Annotated in this window: 17 protein-coding genes and 3 pseudogenes; 11 read left to right on the top strand and 9 right to left on the bottom strand. The window is 65.6% G+C overall.

Annotated elements, in window-relative coordinates; all coding sequences use genetic code 11:
• Window positions 1-248: 248 nt before the first annotated feature.
• A complete protein-coding gene (locus tag OG331_RS01360) occupies window positions 249-935 on the top strand; it encodes a transposase family protein (RefSeq protein ID WP_406190792.1) in 687 nt (228 codons plus the stop codon).
• Window positions 936-1,029: 94 nt separating this feature from the next.
• Here OG331_RS01360 and OG331_RS01355 read toward each other — a convergent pair whose 3' ends face one another.
• Window positions 1,030-1,446: a helicase associated domain-containing protein gene (locus tag OG331_RS01355; protein WP_406190790.1), complete on the bottom strand. Its 417-nt coding sequence runs from the start codon at window positions 1,444-1,446 to the stop codon at window positions 1,030-1,032.
• A 452-nt stretch (window positions 1,447-1,898) separates the two neighbouring features.
• Here OG331_RS01355 and OG331_RS01350 point away from each other — a divergent pair, with 452 nt between their 5' ends.
• Window positions 1,899-2,408, top strand: coding sequence for a hypothetical protein (locus OG331_RS01350; RefSeq protein ID WP_406190787.1), 510 nt, complete (start codon window positions 1,899-1,901; stop codon window positions 2,406-2,408).
• A gap of 123 nt (window positions 2,409-2,531) precedes the next feature.
• Complete coding sequence (locus OG331_RS01345) at window positions 2,532-3,227, top strand: class F sortase (RefSeq protein ID WP_406209581.1); 696 nt, start codon at window positions 2,532-2,534, stop codon at window positions 3,225-3,227.
• Between the two features lie 64 nt (window positions 3,228-3,291).
• Here OG331_RS01345 and OG331_RS01340 read toward each other — a convergent pair whose 3' ends face one another.
• Window positions 3,292-3,519, bottom strand: coding sequence for a helicase associated domain-containing protein (locus tag OG331_RS01340; RefSeq protein WP_406190784.1), 228 nt, complete (start codon window positions 3,517-3,519; stop codon window positions 3,292-3,294).
• A 225-nt stretch (window positions 3,520-3,744) separates the two neighbouring features.
• On the opposite strand from OG331_RS01340, the pseudogene OG331_RS01335 reads away from it, so the two are divergent.
• Window positions 3,745-4,326 (top strand): annotated as a pseudogene (locus OG331_RS01335) (IS6 family transposase); the annotation flags it as partial.
• 102 nt (window positions 4,327-4,428) lie between these two features.
• Here OG331_RS01335 and OG331_RS01330 read toward each other — a convergent pair.
• From OG331_RS01330 to OG331_RS01320, 3 genes are all read right to left on the bottom strand, one after another.
• Entirely contained in the window at window positions 4,429-7,065 is a 2,637-nt protein-coding gene (locus OG331_RS01330) for a hypothetical protein (protein ID WP_406190781.1), read from the bottom strand.
• Window positions 7,066-7,101: 36 nt separating this feature from the next.
• Window positions 7,102-8,049: an ISAs1 family transposase gene (locus OG331_RS01325; RefSeq protein ID WP_406190779.1), complete on the bottom strand. Its 948-nt coding sequence runs from the start codon at window positions 8,047-8,049 to the stop codon at window positions 7,102-7,104.
• A gap of 559 nt (window positions 8,050-8,608) precedes the next feature.
• Window positions 8,609-8,803, bottom strand: coding sequence for a hypothetical protein (locus OG331_RS01320; RefSeq protein WP_274817529.1), 195 nt, complete (start codon window positions 8,801-8,803; stop codon window positions 8,609-8,611).
• Between the two features lie 212 nt (window positions 8,804-9,015).
• On the opposite strand from OG331_RS01320, the gene OG331_RS01315 reads away from it, so the two are divergent.
• From OG331_RS01315 to OG331_RS01300, 4 genes and pseudogenes are all read left to right on the top strand, one after another.
• Window positions 9,016-10,155: a glutathione-independent formaldehyde dehydrogenase gene (locus OG331_RS01315; RefSeq protein ID WP_406190775.1), complete on the top strand. Its 1,140-nt coding sequence runs from the start codon at window positions 9,016-9,018 to the stop codon at window positions 10,153-10,155.
• A 430-nt stretch (window positions 10,156-10,585) separates the two neighbouring features.
• Window positions 10,586-11,092, top strand: a complete 507-nt coding sequence (locus tag OG331_RS01310; protein WP_406190772.1) for a transposase — start codon at window positions 10,586-10,588, stop codon at window positions 11,090-11,092.
• Between the two features lie 334 nt (window positions 11,093-11,426).
• On the top strand, window positions 11,427-11,822 hold the full coding sequence (locus tag OG331_RS01305; RefSeq protein WP_406209578.1) for a type II toxin-antitoxin system VapB family antitoxin: 396 nt from the start codon (window positions 11,427-11,429) through the stop codon (window positions 11,820-11,822).
• Between the two features lie 94 nt (window positions 11,823-11,916).
• Window positions 11,917-12,045: pseudogene (locus tag OG331_RS01300) on the top strand (IS6 family transposase); the annotation flags it as partial.
• 743 nt (window positions 12,046-12,788) lie between these two features.
• Here the strand turns inward: OG331_RS01300 and OG331_RS01295 are convergent.
• The 3 genes from OG331_RS01295 to OG331_RS01285 form a co-directional block, all read right to left on the bottom strand.
• The gene (locus OG331_RS01295) at window positions 12,789-13,988 is read right to left on the bottom strand and encodes a S8 family peptidase (protein WP_406190769.1); all 1,200 of its coding nucleotides are present in this window, start codon (window positions 13,986-13,988) and stop codon (window positions 12,789-12,791) included.
• A 541-nt stretch (window positions 13,989-14,529) separates the two neighbouring features.
• On the bottom strand, window positions 14,530-14,841 hold the full coding sequence (locus OG331_RS01290; protein ID WP_406209575.1) for a transposase: 312 nt from the start codon (window positions 14,839-14,841) through the stop codon (window positions 14,530-14,532).
• Window positions 14,841-15,611, bottom strand: a complete 771-nt coding sequence (locus tag OG331_RS01285; RefSeq protein WP_406190767.1) for a transposase — start codon at window positions 15,609-15,611, stop codon at window positions 14,841-14,843. Before OG331_RS01285 ends, OG331_RS01290 begins: the two co-directional genes overlap by 1 nt.
• A 534-nt stretch (window positions 15,612-16,145) precedes the next feature.
• Here OG331_RS01285 and OG331_RS01280 point away from each other — a divergent pair.
• Both OG331_RS01280 and OG331_RS01275 read left to right on the top strand, forming a co-directional pair.
• Window positions 16,146-17,399, top strand: a complete 1,254-nt coding sequence (locus OG331_RS01280; RefSeq protein ID WP_406209572.1) for an IS110 family transposase — start codon at window positions 16,146-16,148, stop codon at window positions 17,397-17,399.
• Entirely contained in the window at window positions 17,353-18,132 is a 780-nt protein-coding gene (locus OG331_RS01275) for an IS630 family transposase (RefSeq protein ID WP_406190765.1), read from the top strand. Before OG331_RS01280 ends, OG331_RS01275 begins: the two co-directional genes overlap by 47 nt.
• 290 nt (window positions 18,133-18,422) lie before the next feature.
• Here the strand turns inward: OG331_RS01275 and OG331_RS01270 are convergent.
• A pseudogene (locus OG331_RS01270) lies at window positions 18,423-18,706 on the bottom strand (DDE-type integrase/transposase/recombinase); the annotation flags it as partial.
• Between the two features lie 115 nt (window positions 18,707-18,821).
• Here OG331_RS01270 and OG331_RS01265 point away from each other — a divergent pair.
• Window positions 18,822-19,388 carry a hypothetical protein gene (locus OG331_RS01265; protein ID WP_406190762.1) on the top strand — a complete coding sequence of 189 codons (567 nt, stop codon included), beginning with the start codon at window positions 18,822-18,824 and terminating at the stop codon, window positions 19,386-19,388.
• Window positions 19,389-19,481 lie beyond the last annotated feature (93 nt).

Raw genomic sequence — 19,481 nt, 5'->3', positions numbered from 1 at the left:
CCAGCCTTACGAGCCCATTACGCCAAAAGCGGCATGTCACACCCGGAGGCCTATTCACGGGGTGGTGGGGCGCCTGGGTTCCTTGATCATCAGTACGGCCCTGCTCGGTAGTCTGATGTCTGCGACAACGTCAGAAGTGAACCGGGGCAGGGCCGTTGAGCTGGAACGTTACGGCAGGGTTGGACAAGGATCAACTGGACGGGCTGGTGGTGCGGGTCCATCGGATACTCATGACGGATCCTGATCCTGTGGTGTCTCCGGCCCGGATGTGGTCACTGGGCCTGTACCGGTCGGTGGTCCTGGTGCTGTTCCTACTGCGGCAGAACCCCGTCCAGGAGGCGGCGGCGGAGCTGTTCGGTGTCAGCCAGGCCACTGTTTCCCGGCGGTGGACGGGGCTGCTTCCGGTGGTGGAGAAGGCCCTCGCCGGGCATGTCCCCGATCCCGTGGAGGCCTCCGCCGGCCGGATCGTGCTCATCGACGGCACCCTGGTCACCACGTGGGACTGGGCGAGCGAAGGCACCACCCTGTTCTCCGGCAAGCACCGCGACACCGGCTTCAACCTGCAGGTTGCGGCCACGCTGTCCGGGGACCTGCTCGCGGTGTCCGAGCCCGTCCCGGGCTCCCGGCACGACATGTACGCCTGGCGCCGGTCCCACTTCCCGGAAACCTTCGCGGAACGGCAGAGCATGGGCGATCTTGGCTACGTGGGCTCCGGCATGCTCACCGCGAGACGCAGACCACCTGGTCAGGAACGTCCCACTGGCGACAACGTCTACAACGGGAGCATCAGCAGACTCCGCGCCGCCATCGAGCGAGCGATCGCACACCTGAAAGACTGGAAGATTCTCGCGACCCGCTACCGCGGCCCCCTGGCCAAGTTCCCCCTCGTTGCCAAAACCGTCACCGCCCTCACCTTCTACAAGAAGGGCTGGTGAGACCCCGTGAATAGACCTCCCGGTCGGAACAGGCGGCTCTCAACTTCGATGCCCAAACAGTGGCTCCCGATCTCACTGTCCGAGTGGCTCTCATTCACCCTGCCGAAAACACCCCGGCCGAGGCCCAGTTGAGTCCAAGGGCGGCGAGCGCGGTGAGCTTGTCGGTGTTGAGCTTCTCCCTGCGGCTCTTCTGGTTCATGACCCAGACTCCGAGTCGGACTTCGGTGCCGCTTCCAGCCGTTCTTACGTGGCCTCTGGGCACCGTCACGTGCCTCTTCCGCTCCTTGTATTGCGCGAGGGCCGCAACGCCCCGCTCGAACGCCCCCGAGCTGGTCTTGGGCGGCTTGGCGGGCTTCTCCTGCTCGGGCGGCGGTGGTGTGATGCCGCTGGCCTCCAGGAGCGGTGATATCGAGGCGGTGCTTAGGGAGATCGGTCCACAGTTGGCCGAGCAGGGCGAAACAAGCGATTTCGCAGATCTCCCGGAGACCGCGCGGGAACACGCACCAGGCATGTTGGTCGGTGCGCGGTTCGGTGACCGGACGACGTTCAGTCAGTGGTCGCTGTGGGTTTGCGGGCCGTGGCCCAGTGTGCAGCCGACCTCGAAGTCAGCACTATCGCCGCTACCCGCTCCTCGTCCGTACTCATAGCGTGCTCCGGAGCGATGGATGAACGAGAAGGGCCGCCAGGCTCCCATCACAGCCTGCAAGTTCGGCTGGCTTCCGCAACGACTCTGCGCTCAATTGGGGATCGGGCATGCCGCTCGCCGCCCCCGCCCCGCACGAGGAGACCTCCTCACCATGCGACAGGTGCATGCCTCATCCGTTCGTACCGACAGGCCTTCACCCGGATACCAGCCCGAGTGGTGGTGCGCGCGTCCTTGGCTGACGGTAGGCACGTTGCCGCCGCGGTCATACGAGCAGACGGCGTGTCAGCTGACGCAGGCTGCGACGGAAGGAATCTTCTATGCGCTCTGCTCGCACTCTCCTGGCAACGGCCACCGCCACGGCCGCCCTCGCGATCGCAGCCCCTGGCGCCTATGCCTTGACTGCTGCCGACCGGGAGGACGACCACTCCTACAGCAGCGACCACGAGTACAAGGACGACCACTCCTACAGCAGCGACGACGAGTACAAGGACAAGCCCAAGGGCAGCATGCACACCGGCGGCGGCCTGCTCGCCACCGTCAACGGCGACGACTGGGACACGAAGGAAGACGAGTACACGAAGGACGACGAGCAAAAGAAGGACGACGAGTACAAGAAGGACGACGAGTACAAGAAGGACGACCACTCCTACAGCAGCGACCACGAGTACAAGGACGAGCACAAGGACAAGCCCAAGGGCAGCATGCACACCGGCGGCGGCGGTCTGGCCTCATCTGGCTCGACGGCGGCTGGCGGGACGGCACTTCTGGCAGGCCTGGGGGCGGGAGCGTACTTGCTGCGCCGGCGCTCCGCCCGCGGTGCCGCTTGACCCTATGACCTGACGCGGCACAGCGTGTGGCCAGACTGCTTCACCTTGAACAGCAGCAGCCGCACGCTGGTCCGCGCCGAATTCGGTGTACTCACATTCTGGCTGATCGGGGTGCGTTGCGGCATGAGGATCCGTTCACTCGTCGACTCGTGGGGACCTTGGCGGGCCGCTATGCCGCGGGGTCTTCTGCTGGCCGGTCTCATGCCTCTAGTACTGGCCGTGTGCGTGCTCGGTTGGGTCGGCTCAGGAAGCGGGCCCTCTCTGCTGGCCCCAGCCCCCGTGGCGAGTCACCGCGCGCGGACCACACTCATTGCCGAGGGCGGGGGTCCGACTCGCAGCCCGTCGCTGTCTCGCTCGGCGCCCACGCGCCTGCTCATCCCAAGCATCGGTGTGGACGCACCATTCACCGAACTGGCTATCGGCCGGTCCGGGCACCTGAAGGCTCCACCACCTGACGACACGAACCTGGTCGGCTGGTTCGCTGCTGGTCCGTCCCCGGGTGAGCGCGGCACCGCGATTGTCGCCGGCCATCTCGACACCAAGACCGCGCCCGCGGTTTTCGCCCGCCTCAGTACCCTGTCCCCGGGCCGAGAGATCAGCATCCGCCGCGCGGCGGGCACTACGGTGACGTTCGTCGTCGAAGCCATCGACAACTTCCCTCGGGACAATTTCCCGGACGATCGCGTCTACGCCGACACGCCCGACGCCCAATTGCGTCTGATCACCTGCGGCGGCAGTTACGACCACGCCAAGAAGCGGTACAACGAGAACACTGTGGTCTTCGCACGACTCAAGCCGCCGCCCGCAACGGTTAGGTGAGAGGAGCCCTCCCGCAGTGCGGTTCGCCACAGCGGACGCCTCTGCGAGCAACAAGTCAAGGTCACTACCTGCGGTCCGCCAGGACCTGTTGCGTCCCGGCGTTGTAGTAGCGCCGCTGGTCAGCCAGCCAGACCCCGAGCGGGAAGCCGGCCCCCGCCGCCTCGTTCTCGGGCATCACGTAGTCGTACGGCACCCGGAGCTGGTCGCCGCCGCTCTCGCGCAACCACTGGGTGGCCGCCTCGATCCCGCGCCGCCAGTAGGTGTTCTCCGGGTCGATCACTCGCAGGCTCACGAACTGTGCCAACAGGGCGGGTCGCGCGGTTCGCTGAAGCGCAGCAGACCCACACAGTGCCACCTCGACCGGGTACCGGTGGTTGCTGTACGACGGCACCACAGGTGACACGACGGCTTCCCTTCCCGGACACGGACACCCCGAAGATCATCCCATGCCCCATCCGGCAACGTGACAGAGTTGTGCTTCTGGTTCCCGCTCAGCTTCCGCGAGGTGGAGGAGCTCATGGTCGAGCGCGGGGTGTCGTCGTCTCCTACGAGACCGTGCGCCGCTGGTGTCTGAAGTTCGGCCAGGTCTACGCCGACTCGCTGCGCCGGTGGCGCCCGCAGCCCGGTGACACGTGGCACTTGGACGAGGTGTTCATCAAGGTCAACGGTGTGCAGAAGTACCTGTGGCGTGCCGTCGACCAGAACGGCAGCGTGCTCGACATCCTTGTTCAGAGCCGGCGTGACACGGCTGCGGCCGGGCGTTTCTTCCGCCTGCTCCTGAAGACGACCGGGCAGGTGCCGAGGGTGCTCGTCACCGACAGGCTCCGCTCCTACGATGCCGCCCACCGCGAGGTGATGCCCTCGGTGGAGCACCGCTTGCACAAGGGCTTGAACAATCGGGCGGAGAACTCCCACCAGCCCACCCGGCAGCGTGAACGCGTGATGAAAGGCTTCCGGTCCGTCGGATCAGCACAACGGTTCCGGACCGCGTTCACCAGGATCCCACCCCCACTTCCGACCCCACCGCCACCTCATGACAGCCGGCCGCCACCGCCTCGAAATGACCATCCGCTTCACCATCTGGAACCACATCACCGGCCGGCACGAGCCTGCTCGCCACGACCTGAACCACAGGCCGCCCCGCCCCCCGTCACGCCCTCAACCGATCACGCCCCCGACAACGTGACAGCACCTTGTACGGCTATAGCCTCTCGGTCGCACTGGTCAGGTCGAGGAGGCCGGTGGCGTCGATCTTGACTCCGCCGAGCCATACCGGCGTGCCTTGTGCTGTCGTCACGGCCAGGTCCCAGGTTCCGTCTTCCTGGTGGATCATGTAGTAGCTCGGATCACCGGTGCTTACGCGGTCCTCCAGGTCGGTTCCATCGGCGGGGAACAGGTACAGGGCCGGTTCGTCGGAGCCTGTCACGGAAACGGTCAGGACGAGGAAGCGGCCAACAGGTTGAGGGAAGGCGTCCCTCCACGGAGGCTCGTCTCCGTACGGCCTGTTACCGGCGTTGCCCAGTACGTATCCGGCGACCTCGAAGAGGTGGTCGGATTGGTCTTCATCCGCGGATTCATCGGACACTGACTCCTCGGCCAGCTCTGGCAGCTCTCTTCTTCTTTCCAGGGCGGTGACTACCTCCTCGCCTGCTATGTCGCGATCACCTTTCTTCGTGAAGTCCAGCCAAGTGAGAGAGGGGCTGTCTTGGTCCACGGGGAAGGGCGTTTTGCCCACCACCAAGAGGATACAATTCGCCGTGTTGACGGCCGGTTCTCTGTAAACGCGAGGATCGAAAGTGAAGTAGCGCTTATCGGGGCCTTCACCGATCTCGTAGACGGGGTGCCCTGTCAGGGTAGTTTTGGCTTTAGGGAGGCTAGTTGCCCACTTCTGCCACGTTGCCATGTCGACAAGCCTGGGGTCCTTTGCCGAGATGGGACCCAGCATACGGTCCTCAGCACCCTTCTCTTGTAGCATGAAGCAATTGTAGGATCCGGTCGGGATGGACGGTCCGCTGTAGTCAATTTGGTCCCAGGTCGCCTCAGACATTCTGTATCTGTATTCTCTTCCTTTGAGCGTCACCTTCCCAATTCCGGTGGCTGCAATGTACTCCCCTGTCGGCATGCCGAATATCCATAGCTGCCTGTTCGGCCTAATATCGACGGTCTCCGCTGTGACGTCGTTGTCTGCCGCATCGGGCTTGATGATCATGGTCTCGCCATCCACGGTCACCTTGACGATGTTGATGGCATTGAGTGGGCTGTCCACGGAGGGCAGTATTTCCGTGGTCCATATGAGGACGGTGTCTCTCACCACCAATTTGAGGACTTTTCCGTCCAGGGTGGCGGTGGGGATCTTCCTGATGAGTCTGTCCCACTCGTCCTTCGTTCTGAGGAGATCGGCCGGTATCTGTGTCGGATCGACGGCCTTCCTGTCGTGTCCGGGTGCTTTGAGAAGGAAGCACTCAGGGGTTCCCGTTCGAACCTTGGTGGCCATGGCGGCTTTGACGAAGTCGCTGTACCTTCCGCGGGCCACCAGGTACTGGACCCCGGCGAATGTGAAGGTGTATGTACCGTGCGGCAGTGATTTGAACGTCGGGGAGGGCAGAGAGTCCAGCCACAGCTTGCGCCTGTTGGTGCGGGTTGTGAGCATGAAGAAGTCGTCATTGCTCACGTCGAACACGTGGAGACCGTCCGGTTCCATGATTTTATACCAGTCCCCGTCGGAGAAATTCAGCTCCTCCGGCATTTTGGGCCATTTGCCAGTCCGGAGGATGCACATCCGTTCATTCTCCGTGTCCCCGACAACGATGAAGGCACCTTCACGTCTGGCTATCCGCAGTTCTTGAACTGCTCTCGAATTCTCTTTCCCGACATCTATGATCTGCCCGATCTTGCTTTTCGGGTTCACTGCAATGATTCGGCCATCGATCATCACCCGCACACAGTTGGTGAACTTCCTCATCTTGCCGGACTGGACCACCAGATCCGGAATTTTCTCCCGCGGTATCCGATACAGCTCTCCCTGCGGAGATCGCAACAGGCCGTCGGCGTACTCCCATTTAGGTAGCGCGATGATCTGCACATCCCTCTTTTCTGCTTTCATCCATGACTTCAGGCTTGCACGCTTGCAGATGTAAAGAACTCCACCAGGATGCTTCGCCAGAAAGAAATCTCCCTCGGCGATCAGCAAGGTTTCCTCGGCCCACACCAGGTCCTTGTTCATTTTGAATTTTGCGGGGAGGAACTTCGAAGCAGGGACAATGTAATCCGCATCGTAGACATGCACCTTCCACAGGCCGGGGACACCTTCAACCGGTGCGACAACTGGAGCAGTCTTCTCCAATTTTGCAAGGGTGCTCTTGATCCTCCTTATTTTGGCGAAGTATTCTCGCTGTTCGGATTCCGTGAGGTCTTTGACATTGAACGTGGATGCGTTGTATGCATTCTTGGCCGCCGCGTAAGCTTCGCGCATCCCTTGCATGGCGCTTTCCCAGTTCTGGGAGAAGGCTACGCATGTGCCGCGCATGTCTGCTTCTCGGAGGTTCAGCCAATCGTCCGCGGCTTCCTTCAGCTGGAAGGGGACATTGACTACCTTGCCCGCCGGGAAGACGTGAATTCGATGTCTCATGAATTCCTCTTCGCCGCCTTCGGGGGACGCATGCGCCTGGCCCGTCAGGATTTCCACAGAGATATGATAGTCCAGGCCCTCCGAAATATAGAAACTCCATTCCTTGTTTTTCGACTTATTTCTCTTCCATTCTCGATTTCCGATCATGATAGTCGGGGGGCTGGATTCCTTTATCGGTTTCTGTATCGGTTCCTGCGATGCGATTTCCATGCCGTCCCTCTCTCATGCCGTCACGATCGGACGACGTCACCCTCCATAAGACCAGCCGACCGCATACCGAGAAAGAAGCCAACAGGAAGCCAGCAAGACCCTCCCGCCTGCCCCCAGATGCCAGGGGTGTTCCAAGGGCGATGCGTTCTCAGGCTGTGAGTCGGGGCATGGCTGTTGCGTGCTGGGGCGTGACCGGTAGTGATCGGCTGCGGCGGCGATGTTGGTCCAGCCTGCTTGGCGTATGAGTCCGATGGCCAGGTTGTGCAGGGTGGCCATGGCGCGGGGTGCGGAGCCGGTGCGTATGCGCGAGGCGTCCTGGCCGAACGTCACGTCTCTGACGTGGTGCAGGGCCTCAACTGACCAGTGATTCTGGACGAGTTCGGCGAGTTGTGCCGGGCTGGCCTGTTCGGGCGGGAGGCTGGTGATGGCGTGGACGGTCTTCGTTTCGGCCTTGCCGGTCTTGCGGTGGGTGCGGCGGCGCTTGACCTCCATGGCCTGGACGGCGTGCGGGAAGAGCAGGCCGGGACGGACGGTGCAGACCTTCAGACGGCGGACCTCGCGGCGGCCGTGCCCGGCACCGGTGGTGCGGGCCTGCAGGGGAATCTGCTTCCAGGGCAGGCGCTGCAGCTGCTTGCGGAGCTTCTTCTGGTTTCCGTTGACCACCAGGACGTAGTGGCCGCCGGCGGCCATGGCGTGCTCGGCGTGGGCGCGCTGAGTGTGCATCGCATCGGCGGTGACGACGACGCCGCGCAGGTCGATCCGGTCCAGCAGTGGGGCGAGGGCGGGTATGTCGTTGCTCTTCGCGGTGATCTGGTGCTGGGCGATCACGGTCTGGCGGGCGTGGAACGCGGCGGTGAGCAGGTGGACGGCCGTGCCGTCGGTGCGGGATCCGCGCACGGCCGTGCCGGCGACGGCCAGGCCGGCCAGGGTGTCGCCGTCTTCGTCGACCGGGTCGGTGGCGTACCGGGCGAGCCGGGCGCCCACGGCGTCGTCCTGGGCGTCGCCGTTCAGGGCCGGGGAGGCGTCCCGGTGTGGAGGCGTTCGGCGTGCTGGAGGTCAGCCCGAGTTGTTCGCGCAGGCCGTAGTCGGTATCGGCGGCGAAGCGGGCGATGGCGGCCAGGGACGTGGCTCCGCCGAGGACGGCGACCAGGCACAGCGTGAGCAGGGAGCCCAGGCGTCCGCCTCTACCGTGATCAAAGCGCCTCCGGGCGCACCCGAACGGCACTCCCGGCTTCGCGACCAACGGCAACGGGAGGGCCGTTTCCCGATCAAGACATGGTCACCGTTCCCCTCGGCACCCCGGAGATCAACCCACCCGCAACGATCAGCCCATCATGCTCAACCGGAAAGGCACCGTCCTACCCCCGTCATGCTCATCCTGAGCGGCAATCAACAACGACCCCGGCGGCCTGACGGCCGCCGGGGTCGTTTCATCCCGTCCCGTCGACAACCAACACGTCGCCTTCGTGCACCTCTTCAGCGTCGCTCAAACCGGCGAGCTCTCGCGCCGGCCCGGACATCACTTCCCTACCCGTGCTGGGAGCTACGCCAGGGTGTCGGGGGTGCCCTCGGGCTGGGTGTCCGCGAACTCCCACCATGCGAGCGGCAGCCAGTCTCCGTCGACGAAGCCGTCGACGGAGCCTCCACTGCCCCGTATGGCCACCCGGGTCCCTTCCGGATAGGTCGTGCCGGACAGGCCGGATACCGGGACGAGGAGCGTGCCGAGACGTCGCGACAAGGTTCTGAATCCTTCCGGAATGGTGTGGAAAAGAGCTTTGCAGCCTCTAGATGCAAAGAATCTCATCATGCACCAGTCTGGAGTGTGAGCCAGGACACAGAAGACCGGTGAGCTGCAGGGCTGGGGACCTCCTCCCGACGGATGCAGCGGGTCCCTCGGCGCCTCCGTTCCCATCTGTGAGCGAACAGCCACATCCAGTGGAAGGTTTCGACATGAGAGCCGTCGTCTACAAGGGACCGTTCGAAGTCGCGATCGAGCAAGTGGAGGATCCTCGAATCCAGCACCCGAACGACGTGATCGTCCGCGTCACGTCCACCGCTATCTGCGGGTCGGACCTGCACATGTACGAGGGCCGCACGGCCGCCGAGCCGGGGATCGTGTTCGGCCACGAGAACCTCGGCGTCATCGAGGAGGCCGGTGACGGTGTGACGTCGCTCAGCCGCGGAGACCGCGTTGTCATGCCCTTCAACGTGGCCTGCGGCTTCTGCAAGAACTGCACAGCGGGCTTCACCGGCTTCTGCCTGACCGTGAACCCCGGTTTCGCTGGCGGTGCGTACGGCTACGTGGCGATGGGCCCCTTCGTGGGGGGCCAGGCCGAGTACGTACGGGTGCCGTACGCCGACTTCAACTGCCTGAAGCTCCCCGAGGGCACCGAGAAGGAAACCGACTTCGTCCTGCTGGCGGACATCTTCCCGACCGGCTACCACGGCAACGAGCTGGCCGATGTGCGCCCCGGTGACAGCGTCGCCGTGTACGGCGGCGGTCCGGTCGGTCTGATGGCCGCCTACTCGGCGATGCTGCGCGGCGCGAGCAAGGTGTTCGTGGTCGACCGGGTGGCCGAGCGGCTGCAGAAGGCCGAGGAGATCGGCGCTGTACCGATCGACTTCACCCAGGGCAACCCGGTGGAGCAGATCAAGGAGCAGACCGCGGGTGAAGGCACGGACAAGGGCATCGACGCCGTCGGCTACCAGGCCCAGGCGCGTGGCGAGGACCGCGAGGAACCGGCGACCGTACTGAACTCCCTCGTTGAGACGGTCCGGCCGACGGGCGCTCTCGGTGTGCCGGGCCTGTACGTCCCGCGCGACCCCGGCGGACCGGACGAGCAGGCGAAGCAGGGCATGCTGGTGGTCGCCATCGGGCGTCTGTTCGAAAAGGGGCTGCGTGTGGGCACCGGGCAGTGCAACGTCAAGCGCTACAACCGTCATCTGCGTGACATGATCATCGAGGACCGTGCGCAACCCAGCTTCGTCGTTTCGCATGAGCTGCCGCTCGACCAGGCGCCGTCGGCGTACGAAAAGTTCGACAAGCGGACGGAGGGCTACACCAAGGTCGTCCTGCACCCGCACGATTGAGGACGTCTGACACCGCCCTGCTCGGCAGCCGGCTGAGCCGTGGCCTGGACCGGACCAGCCGGTGGATGCCCTCGCCGGCTGCGGCCGGCCGGTTGCCGGCTGCCGGCCTTGGCGGAGACGGCCGACGTCGGCGAGCGCAAGGCCGATCGCTGACCACCACGGCGGGCCGGCCGCGAGGCACCCGCCGGGTGCTGTCACGTTGTCGGGGGCGTGATCGGTTGAGGGCGTGAGGGGCCGGGGCGCCACGAGTTTCCCGGACAGGCGTCTGACGGTCTCTTACGCGACGGATCTTCTCCCACAAGGTCGTCGACGTCTGCCGCAAGGCCGGCGCACGATTCTCCCTCGCGGTCGCGGTCACGAAGAAGATCCGTGAGGCCGTCGCGGGCATCGCCGAGGACGCCTGGACGCCGATCAAGTACACGGCCGCCGTATGGGACGCCGAGGAGGAACGCTGGATCTCCAACGCCGAGATCACCGAGGTCCCATTCACCGCGTTCACCAGCAAGAGGAAAGCGTTCCACGCCACCGCCCGGCTGATCGTGCGCCGGGTCAAGCGCCTGAACCCCAAGAGCGTGCCCGAGGGGCAGGCCGAGCTGTTCGGCGTCTGGCGCCACCACGTGATCTTCACCGACAGCCCGTTCCTCCTGGCCCAGGCCGAACCCTGCACCGCGAACACGCCCAGGTCGAGCAGGTCTTCGCCGACCTGGAAGACTCCGCCCTCGCCCATCTCCCCTCGGGGAAGTTCACCGCGAACGCCGCCTGGCTCACCCTCGCGGCCACCGCCTACGACCTCACCCGGGCCGCCGGCCACCTCGCCTCCGTCTTCCACGCCCGGGCGAGGACTGGCACCATCCGCCGCCACCTGATCAACATCCCCGCCCGGATCGCCACCGGCGCCCGCCGCCTCACCCTCCACCTGCCCGAACACTGGCGCTAGGAAGACGACTTCACCGACCTGTGGATCGCGACCGGCCAACGCATGCTCACCTGAACCACGTATTGCGACTGCCCGCCCACGACCAGGAAGACTCTCGGAGACCCCGCATCAGACGGCCACCCGGCACACCGTGCCGCCCGCACCCCGAACGATCACCCCGAACCCGCCCGAAGGCAGTGATCAGAATTCACGCGGTGGATCGAGGTTGAGACGACTCCGCACCTCATTCTGAAACGATCAGTAAGGCCCGTCCACGGGCTCAAGCCGCATAGACGAAGACTCCACGTTCCCAGGGCATTGCCAGCGGGCAGCTTCACCCTCACCGTCGTGGCCACTGACAAGGCGGGTCTCTGTGGACACCGTCGGACGTGGGCGATGTTGGCGATGTGTGATGGCTGCATACATCGCGTACTTGAGGGTGGTGGTGGAGATCTCTGTGACACAGATCGACCTGGACGATGAGGCACTGGCCGAGGCGATGCGCCTCATGGGCTCCACTACGAAGGAGGACACGGTCAACGCGGCCCTCCGGGACTACGCATGGCGCTGGGTGGACACCGCGCAGTACAAGCTCACGCAGCGGGGCCAGCACCGCACCGCGGGGGTCATCGATCTCCTGGTGTGTGCCACGGCAGTACACCACGGTCACGCGGTGCTCCATGTGGATAACGACGTCACTACTGTGGCGGCGGTCCTAAAGGAATTGCAGCAGCAGGACGCACGCGCCTGACGACGGCGACCTGCGGCAGAGCCCCACCGGCTACCAATAGTGCGAGACCGTCTCCTGCTGACGATGTTGTTCGTCTCCAGGGAGGGGAGTCGTCGTGTCGTCCGCGCCGCCGTCGTACAAGAACCACCGGTATCCGGCGGAGGCCATCGCTCACTGCCTGTGGCTGTGCTTCCGCTTCCCGCTCAGCTACCGCGAGGTCGAAGAACTGATGCTCGAACGCGGGGCGTCGGGCAGGTCGGGTACGGCTTCCGCTGGCTCACGAAAGGGGGCACTGTCAACTTTGACAGAGCCCCAGATGATCAAGAAGGAATGTTCCGGTCGAGGCCTGCCTGTAGCGCGCGCCACTCCGGCCCTTCGTTCGTGTATTCAAAGGCGCAGGTCGCAAATCTCCTTCTTGATCATCTGGCAGGCAGTCAAAGTTGACCATGCCAACCAGCCTGTGTTGTCCGCCGGTTGCCGCGCATTGCCCGGCATACGGCCCAGGCGGTGCACTGCGTTCGCCCGCTCGGTCAGGGCGGGCGCGAGGCCCGCGTGGGGCGGTCCTGGCCGTCGCCCGTTCCGCCTTCCCGTATCCCCGGCAGGCCGCCCGCATGATCCGTCGCCGCACCGCTGTGGCAGGGGGCATGCGTGCCCGCGAGAGGCGTCCAGGTGATCACCGGGGTGGCCTGTGGGCAGTGCCGTGCCGGCGGCATCGCCAACCGCGCCGGACGCGGCCCCGGGGACAGGACGGCGCTGTGCAACGCCGTCCTCAGCCACCACTGCTCCGGCGGCGCAGTGGTGGCACATGGCCACTGCCGTGCGCGACCTGTGCTGCGGGCTCGTTACCGGACCGTGCGGCCTCCTCGGCATCCCCGGGCCGGCCGGCACCTGCGTCAGCCGCCGCCGGCGGCAAGCTGGCCCTGGCTCACTGTTGCACCAGGCCGGCCGGGCGGTGGGGCGCCCGTCCGGCGTGGTGTGGGCGGGGTGTTATTCGGTGATCTTCAGGAGTTTGTTGGGTGTGCCTGCTCCGGGGTTGGTGATCTTGTCGGGGGTGGCGCCGTTGGTCAGGGCGGTGGCGACGTCTGCCGGGGTGGCGTCTTGGTGGCCGGCGAGGTAGACCGCGGCGGCGCCGGTGACGTGGGGGGCGGCCATGGAGGTGCCGGACAGGACCTTGGTGCCTTCGTCGCTGTCGTTCCAGGCGGAGGTGATGTCCGAGCCGGGCGCGTAGAGGTCCACGATCTCGCCGAAGTTGGAGAAGTCGGACTGGGTGTCGTCCTTGGTGGAGGAGGCGATGGTGAGGGCCTCCTGGACGCGGGCGGGGGAGCCCTGGCCGGCGTCGGTGGAGGCGTTGCCGGCGGCGACGGCGAAGGTGATGCCGGCGGTGATCGCCTTGCGGACGGCTTCGTCGAGGGCTTCGTCGGCGGGGCCCCCGAGGCTCATGTTGGCGACGGAGGGGCCCTGGTGGTGCTGGGTGACCCAGTCGATGCCGGCGACGACTTGTTCGGTGGTGCCGGAGCCGTTGTCGTTGAGGACGCGGACGGCGACGATCTTCGCCTTCTTGGCGATGCCGTGGGCGGCGCCGGCTATGGTGCCGGCGACGTGGGTGCCGTGGCCGTGGCCGTCGTCGGCGCTGTCGTCGTTGTCGATCGCGTCGAAGCCGTGTGCGGCGCGGCCTTCGAAGTCCTTGTGCGTGATGCGGACGCCGGTGTCGATCACGTAGGCGGTGACGCCCTCGCCGGCGGAGTCGGGGTAGGTGTATTTGCTGTCTCCGGCGGTGTCGGCCTGGTCGACGCGGTCCAGGCCCCAGGACGGCGGGTTCTGCTGCTCCGCGTTGATGGTGAACCTCTTGTTCTGCACGACCTTGGCGACGGCCGGGTCGGCGGCCAGGCGCCTGGCCTCGGTCTGCGACAGGCCGCCGGCCGAGAAGCCGTTGATGGCGGAGCGGTAGGTGCGCTTGAGCGTGCCGCCGTACTGGGTGGCCAGCTCCTGCTGGTCGGCCTTCTCGTCGAGCATGACGATGTAGCTGCCGGCGATGGCGCCGTCGGCGTTCGCTCCGTAGACCGTGCCCTGTGCCGGCGCCGCGGCGCCGGCAAAGGACGGGTACAGCAGGGTGCCGCCTGCGACCGCGGCGGCGGCGGTGAGGGTGGCGGTCAGTCTGATCCGGTTCGGGCGCTTGTGAGTTGCCATGAAGAGGGGTCTCCTCGCCAAGTTTTGTGGGGGGTTGAGCCATCAGCCGTAAAATCTGCGGTGATCTACGGCGGAGGCCGTAACTCATTGATGCGCACCGGCCCTGGAATTCATGTGCCCGGGCCCTGGCCGACGGGGGGTCAACGCGGGAACCGGACAGAACCCGGCCCGCCGCCGCGCCGCCGCCGCTCCTTCACAGATGAGAGTCTCTGGCGGAGAACACGTGAACCTTTGCCGAGTTGCGGTGTCGGACCCGACGGTCCGGGTACATAGGCGCGCTCGGCGCCCGCAGGCGTCAGCGTCCTGCGGGACTCAGGCGCCCGGCGGGGACACACCGCGAAGTGAAGCTGCTCGCCGGTATGCGAATCGGCTGGATTGGTCTGGGTGTTGGGTTTCCGCTTTGCTCAACTCTCCCTGATTTATACCCTCACAGGGGATGTGTCACCCGATGGGAGGGTGCGGGCCCGGATCTGCCGTCACATGCGTGGGAGGGCGTTGATGCCCCTATGGGTGTCAAGCGACGGCTCCGGCGGTGTCGGTGCTATTGGCTGAGGTGTTGCCTGGGACGATTGGGTCGGTAGATCTCTCGTGCGACGTAGCGTTTGATGCAGCGGATGATCTCTCGGCGTGTTTTGCCCTTGGTGAGAGGTCGCTGTGGGTAGTCCTGGGTGCGGCTGTCCCAGCGGAGACGGCTGAGTGTGATGCGGTAGAGGGCTGCGTTGGCCTGGCGGTCGCCTGTGCGGTTGAGTCGGCGTCTTTGGGTCTTGCCGGAGGACTGCTCGACCGGATTGGTGCCGCACAGGGCGGACGAGGCTTCGCTGGTGAGGCGATCGGGGTTGTCCCCGGCCGCGATCAGCGGGGCGGCGGCGCTGTCGGGGCCGCGCCGTACGCGTCGAGCAGACCGGGAGCACAGGCTTTCACCGTCTCGGCTATGCGCTTGTTGAGGTCGTCGATCTCTTCGGCCAGGTGCTGGATGCGGCGGGCGAGGAGCTTGAGGGTGTGGCGGGCTGCCGCGGCCGGCCCTGTGGTGGTCAGGTCGTCCAGTTCGGCGCATCGCTTGACCAGGTGAGGGTTGGTCAGGCCGGCCGGCGCCTCGCGCAGGGCGGGGTCGGCCGAGACCAGGACGCTCTTGAGCTGGTTGATGGCCTGGGTCTTGGACTTGACCGCTGATGCCTTGGCCAGTTTGAACAGTCGCAGTATCTCTGCCGGTCCGTCGCTCGTCTTCGCGGTCGCGGTGGCGCGTGCGGACAGCATGGCACGGGCGGCGGCCTCTGCATCGACGGCGTCGGTCTTGCCGTGGCGGCGCCGGGCGGCCTTGTCGGGCTGGTTGACCTCGGTCACCTCGATGCCTTCGGCACTCAGGTGACGGGTCGGTGCGGCTCCGTAGGAGCCGGTGCACTCAACGCCTGCCCGGCGCAGTATGCCCAACGGGCGGGCCCAGGCGACGAGCTGGCGGTAGCCGTCGGTGGTCGCCGGGAAGCTGCGGCCGTCCAGGGTCGCGCCGAGCACGGTGACCACGGCTGCCGCGTGGACGTCCTTGTGGGTGTCGACGCTGGGCAGGACGTCCTCCGCGGCGTCGGCCGGGGTGTGACATGGTGCACTGGGGTGCGTGATGCTGGGCAAGGTCGCCTGTCTCCTGATCGCCTCGGGAATCGGTGGCCGGCCGCCGGGGCGGGGAGGTCAAGACTGTGACGGTGCCTGTCGCGAAGGCCCCTAATCCGTGGTGAAGGTCGTTCCAAAGGACCGCAGTTGGGCCTCTGGGATGTCTGGCGTGACGGACGCCTGTAAGGCCCCTGGCTGACGAGGCCTCCCGATAGAGCGGCGCCGTCACGGTGGTGGGTTTCACGGGGCATGCGGACGCCGGGCAGACGCCTGAGAATCTCCCGGCCGGGAGGCCTCACGAGAGAGCGGCGCGGTTCCGGCGTCTTCACGTCCCGTGAAACCCACCAGCGCATGCCGTCCGTTGTCGTCGTGGCGCGAGCCCGCCGCAGGGCGACCTCTTGTCCACCTCCTCGAGCCGCGAGCTCTGGCGCAGACAGAGGCCCCTGGGGTGCGCTGGTGTAGCGAACGGCTACCGAGATGGCGGACCGATCGAGTCCTGGGATTAGGACGCCGCGTGACCCGCATGAGCTCGTGAACTGGGAAAACAAGTCGAGGATGGGAGAACGTGTGACTGTGTTCTGCGGGATCGACTGGGCAGAGAGGCATCACGACGTCGTGCTGGTCGACGAGGCCGGCGAACTACTGGCCAAGCGGCGGATCAGCGATGACGCGGCCGGCTACCGGATGCTGCTGGAGCTTTTGGCCGAACACGGTGACAGCCCTGAGTCGCCGATACCGGTGGCCATCGAGACCAGTCGTGGCCTGCTCGTAGCAGTCCTGCGGACCGGCAGCCGCAAGGTCTTCGCGATCAACCCTCTCGCCGCCTCCCGCTACCGCGACCGCCACGGTGTGTCCCGCAAGAAGTCAGACCCGGGCGATGCTCTCGTGCTGGCGAACATCCTGCGCACCGACATGGCTGTTCACCGGCCGCTGCCAGCGGACTCCGACCAGGTCCAGGCAATCGCGGTGCTGGCTCGGGCTCAGCAGGACGCGGTCTGGAACCGCCAGCAGATCGGCAACCAGATCCGCTCCCTGCTGCGCGAGTACTACCCCGCTGCTCTGGAAGCCTTCCTGGCCAAGCAGGGCGGACTGGCCCGCGAGGAAGCCCGCATCATCCTTGCCAAGGCGCCAACACCGGCGGAAGGCTCGCGGCTGTCTCTGAGCCAGCTGCGCTCCGCCCTCAAACGCGCCGGCCGCGTCCGCGGCCTTGAGGAAGAAGCTGCCCGTCTGCGTGGTGTCTTGCGGGCCGAGTACGCCCACCAGCCCGCGGCTGTCGAGAACGCCTTCGGCAGGCAACTTCTCGCTCTGCTGAAGCAGTTCGAGGCAGCCTGCCAGGCCAGTGACGACCTTGCCGAAGCAGTTGATGCCAACTTTCACAAGCATCCCGATGCCGAAATACTCCTGAGCTTCCCAGGGCTCGGTGTCCAGCTCGCCGCACGTGTTCTCGCCGAGACCGGCGACGACCGCAACCGCTTCTGCGACGCCCGCGGACTGAAGGCATACGCCGGATCCGCACCGATCACCCGCGCCTCCGGCAAGAAACACCACGTGGGACGCCGCATGGTCAAGAACAACCGACTCCACCACGCCGGCTATCTGAGGGCTTTCTCCTCCCTGCGCTCATCTCCTGGAGCTCAGGCCCACTACCGTCACCGACGCGACGTCGGCGACTGGCATGCACAAGCTCAGCGACACCTGTTCAATCGCCTGCTCGGACAGCTGTTCCACTGCCTCCAAAAGCGAGTGCTCTTCGACGAGGAACGTGCCTTCAACTTTCCAGTGCCCTCGTCAACGGCAGCTGCCGCTTGACTTCTTCAGATCCCGAGATGTCTATCGGGACACGTCCCCTGCCCGGCGGCAGCAGGTACCACTCCGAGCACGCGGCCGACAGATCAACACCAAGGCACAAGGCCAGTCACGTTGCGGGTCAGGCCACCGCCCGAAGCGGCACCCCACCATCCCGGCGCGTCCGGTGGTGTGCATGGACGAGAAGCCCTACCAGCTCCTCACCCATGTCCGCGACCCCCTCCCGGCCCGGCCCGGCCGCGACGCGTGCCAGGACAGCGAGTACATCCGCTGCGGCACCTGCTCCGTCTTCGTATGGACCGAACCCCTGCGCGGATGGCGTCGAGTTCAGGCACTGACCCGGCGGACCCGGATCGACTGGGCCCGCCAGGTCAAGCAGCTACTGACGGTGGACCACCCCGACGCCGCGACCGTGGTGCTGGTGATGGACAACCTCAACACCCACACCATCGCCTCCCTGTACGAGGCATTCGAACCACAAGAGGCCTTCGCCCCGGCCCAGCGCCTCGAGATCCACCACACACCCAAACACGGCTCCTGGCTCAACTTCGCCGAGATCGAACTCTCCGCGCTGACCCGGCAATGCCTCGACCGCCGGATCGGCGACCTCGACACACTCAACACCGAACTCTCGGCCTGGCAGAACGCCACCAACACCGACCAACGCCAAGTGGACTGGCAGTTCACCACCCATGACGCACGCATCAAACTGCGCCACCTTTATCCCAAGAATTAGCCACGACAGTCTACTAGTGCCCCATGTGGCCAGCATCAACGACCACGGGACCTCTGATCCGCAGGTAGAACCCCGTTCCACAGGCCCGCGTCGGTACTCGGCGGAGTGCAAAGCAAGAATCCTGGTCGAGTACGAGCCGCTCGACCGGCAGGGCAAGGGAGCCCTGCTCCGCCGGGAGGGCCTGTACTCGTCACTGATCACAACCTGGCGCCAGCAGCGCGACCGCGGGGCGAAGACGGCGCTCGCCGCGCCGGCAGGGAGGCCGAAGGCCGACCCACGGGACAAGGAGATCGCACGGCTGTGGGCTGGTGGGAGTTCTCGGCCCGGCTGTTCAAGCCCTTGCGCGAGCGGTGCCCGACCGAGGGCATCACCTCCCGGTGCGCAGCCCCGTAGGAGCGGAGCTTGTCGGTGACGATCACCCGGGGCACCTGCCCGGTGGTGGTGAGGAGCCGGCGGAAGAACCTGCTGGCAGCGGCTGGTTCTGGACGAGGATGTCGAGGACGTTTCCGTCGGTGTCAACAGCCCGCCACAGGCACTTCTGCACGCCGTTGATCTTGATGAAGACCTCGTCCACGCCGCGCCTCCATCCGGGCTATCGGCTCTCGCGCCTCCCACACCTCACACCCCACAGCCTCCAGCCTATACAAAAACGCCACACCACCCACCAATGGACGAATGGGAAACACCACATGCGATACGCGCGCACCGCACTCGCCGCCGCCGCCACCGCATTCCTGGCCCTCACCACCCTCAACGGCACCGCACACGCCAACGACGACCACGGCAACGGTGACACCAACACGAACTGCACCATCAAGAACACCGGCGACCACAACACCGGCGCCTGCGGCAACATCAGTTACGGCGACAACGCCATCACCGGCAACGGACGTGGGGCAGGTTCTGCGCCCGCGCCTCTTGTTATGCATCCGTTCTTCGTAAACGGCAGCCTCTCCGCCCAGACGGTTTTGACTTTGCAGAGCGCGTCTGGTTGCACCGTCGCTCCACCTAACGGCTCGCCACTCACCCAGGAGCACGCATTCGTTGTCACCTTCAACTTCGCGAGTGACACCAACTGCCAAGCTCAGTACTCCGTCAACGACGCGCCATCTGGGGAAAATCTGGGCGTACTCACTGTAAATATGCAGGTGGGCGAAACGTTCGGGGTTGACATCATCACCTGCAGTTCCACCACCGCTAGAGTTTCCTGCACTGGAGGCGGAACCTTTCGGAACGCCATCACAGTGAGTGACTAGTGGCTCTGGGTCTGTCCAGCCAACAGCTCTGCCAAGATTTTCGTAGGCATTGATCGGGGCTGCGTGCGCTCGTGACGGATCGTCAATCTGGTT

The sequence above is a fragment of the Streptomyces sp. NBC_01017 genome (assembly GCF_045162795.1).
GTDB lineage: Bacteria > Actinomycetota > Actinomycetes > Streptomycetales > Streptomycetaceae > Streptomyces > Streptomyces machairae.
Note: the sequence above shows the minus strand (reverse complement) of the source record. Positions and strands in the feature narration are given on the sequence as shown.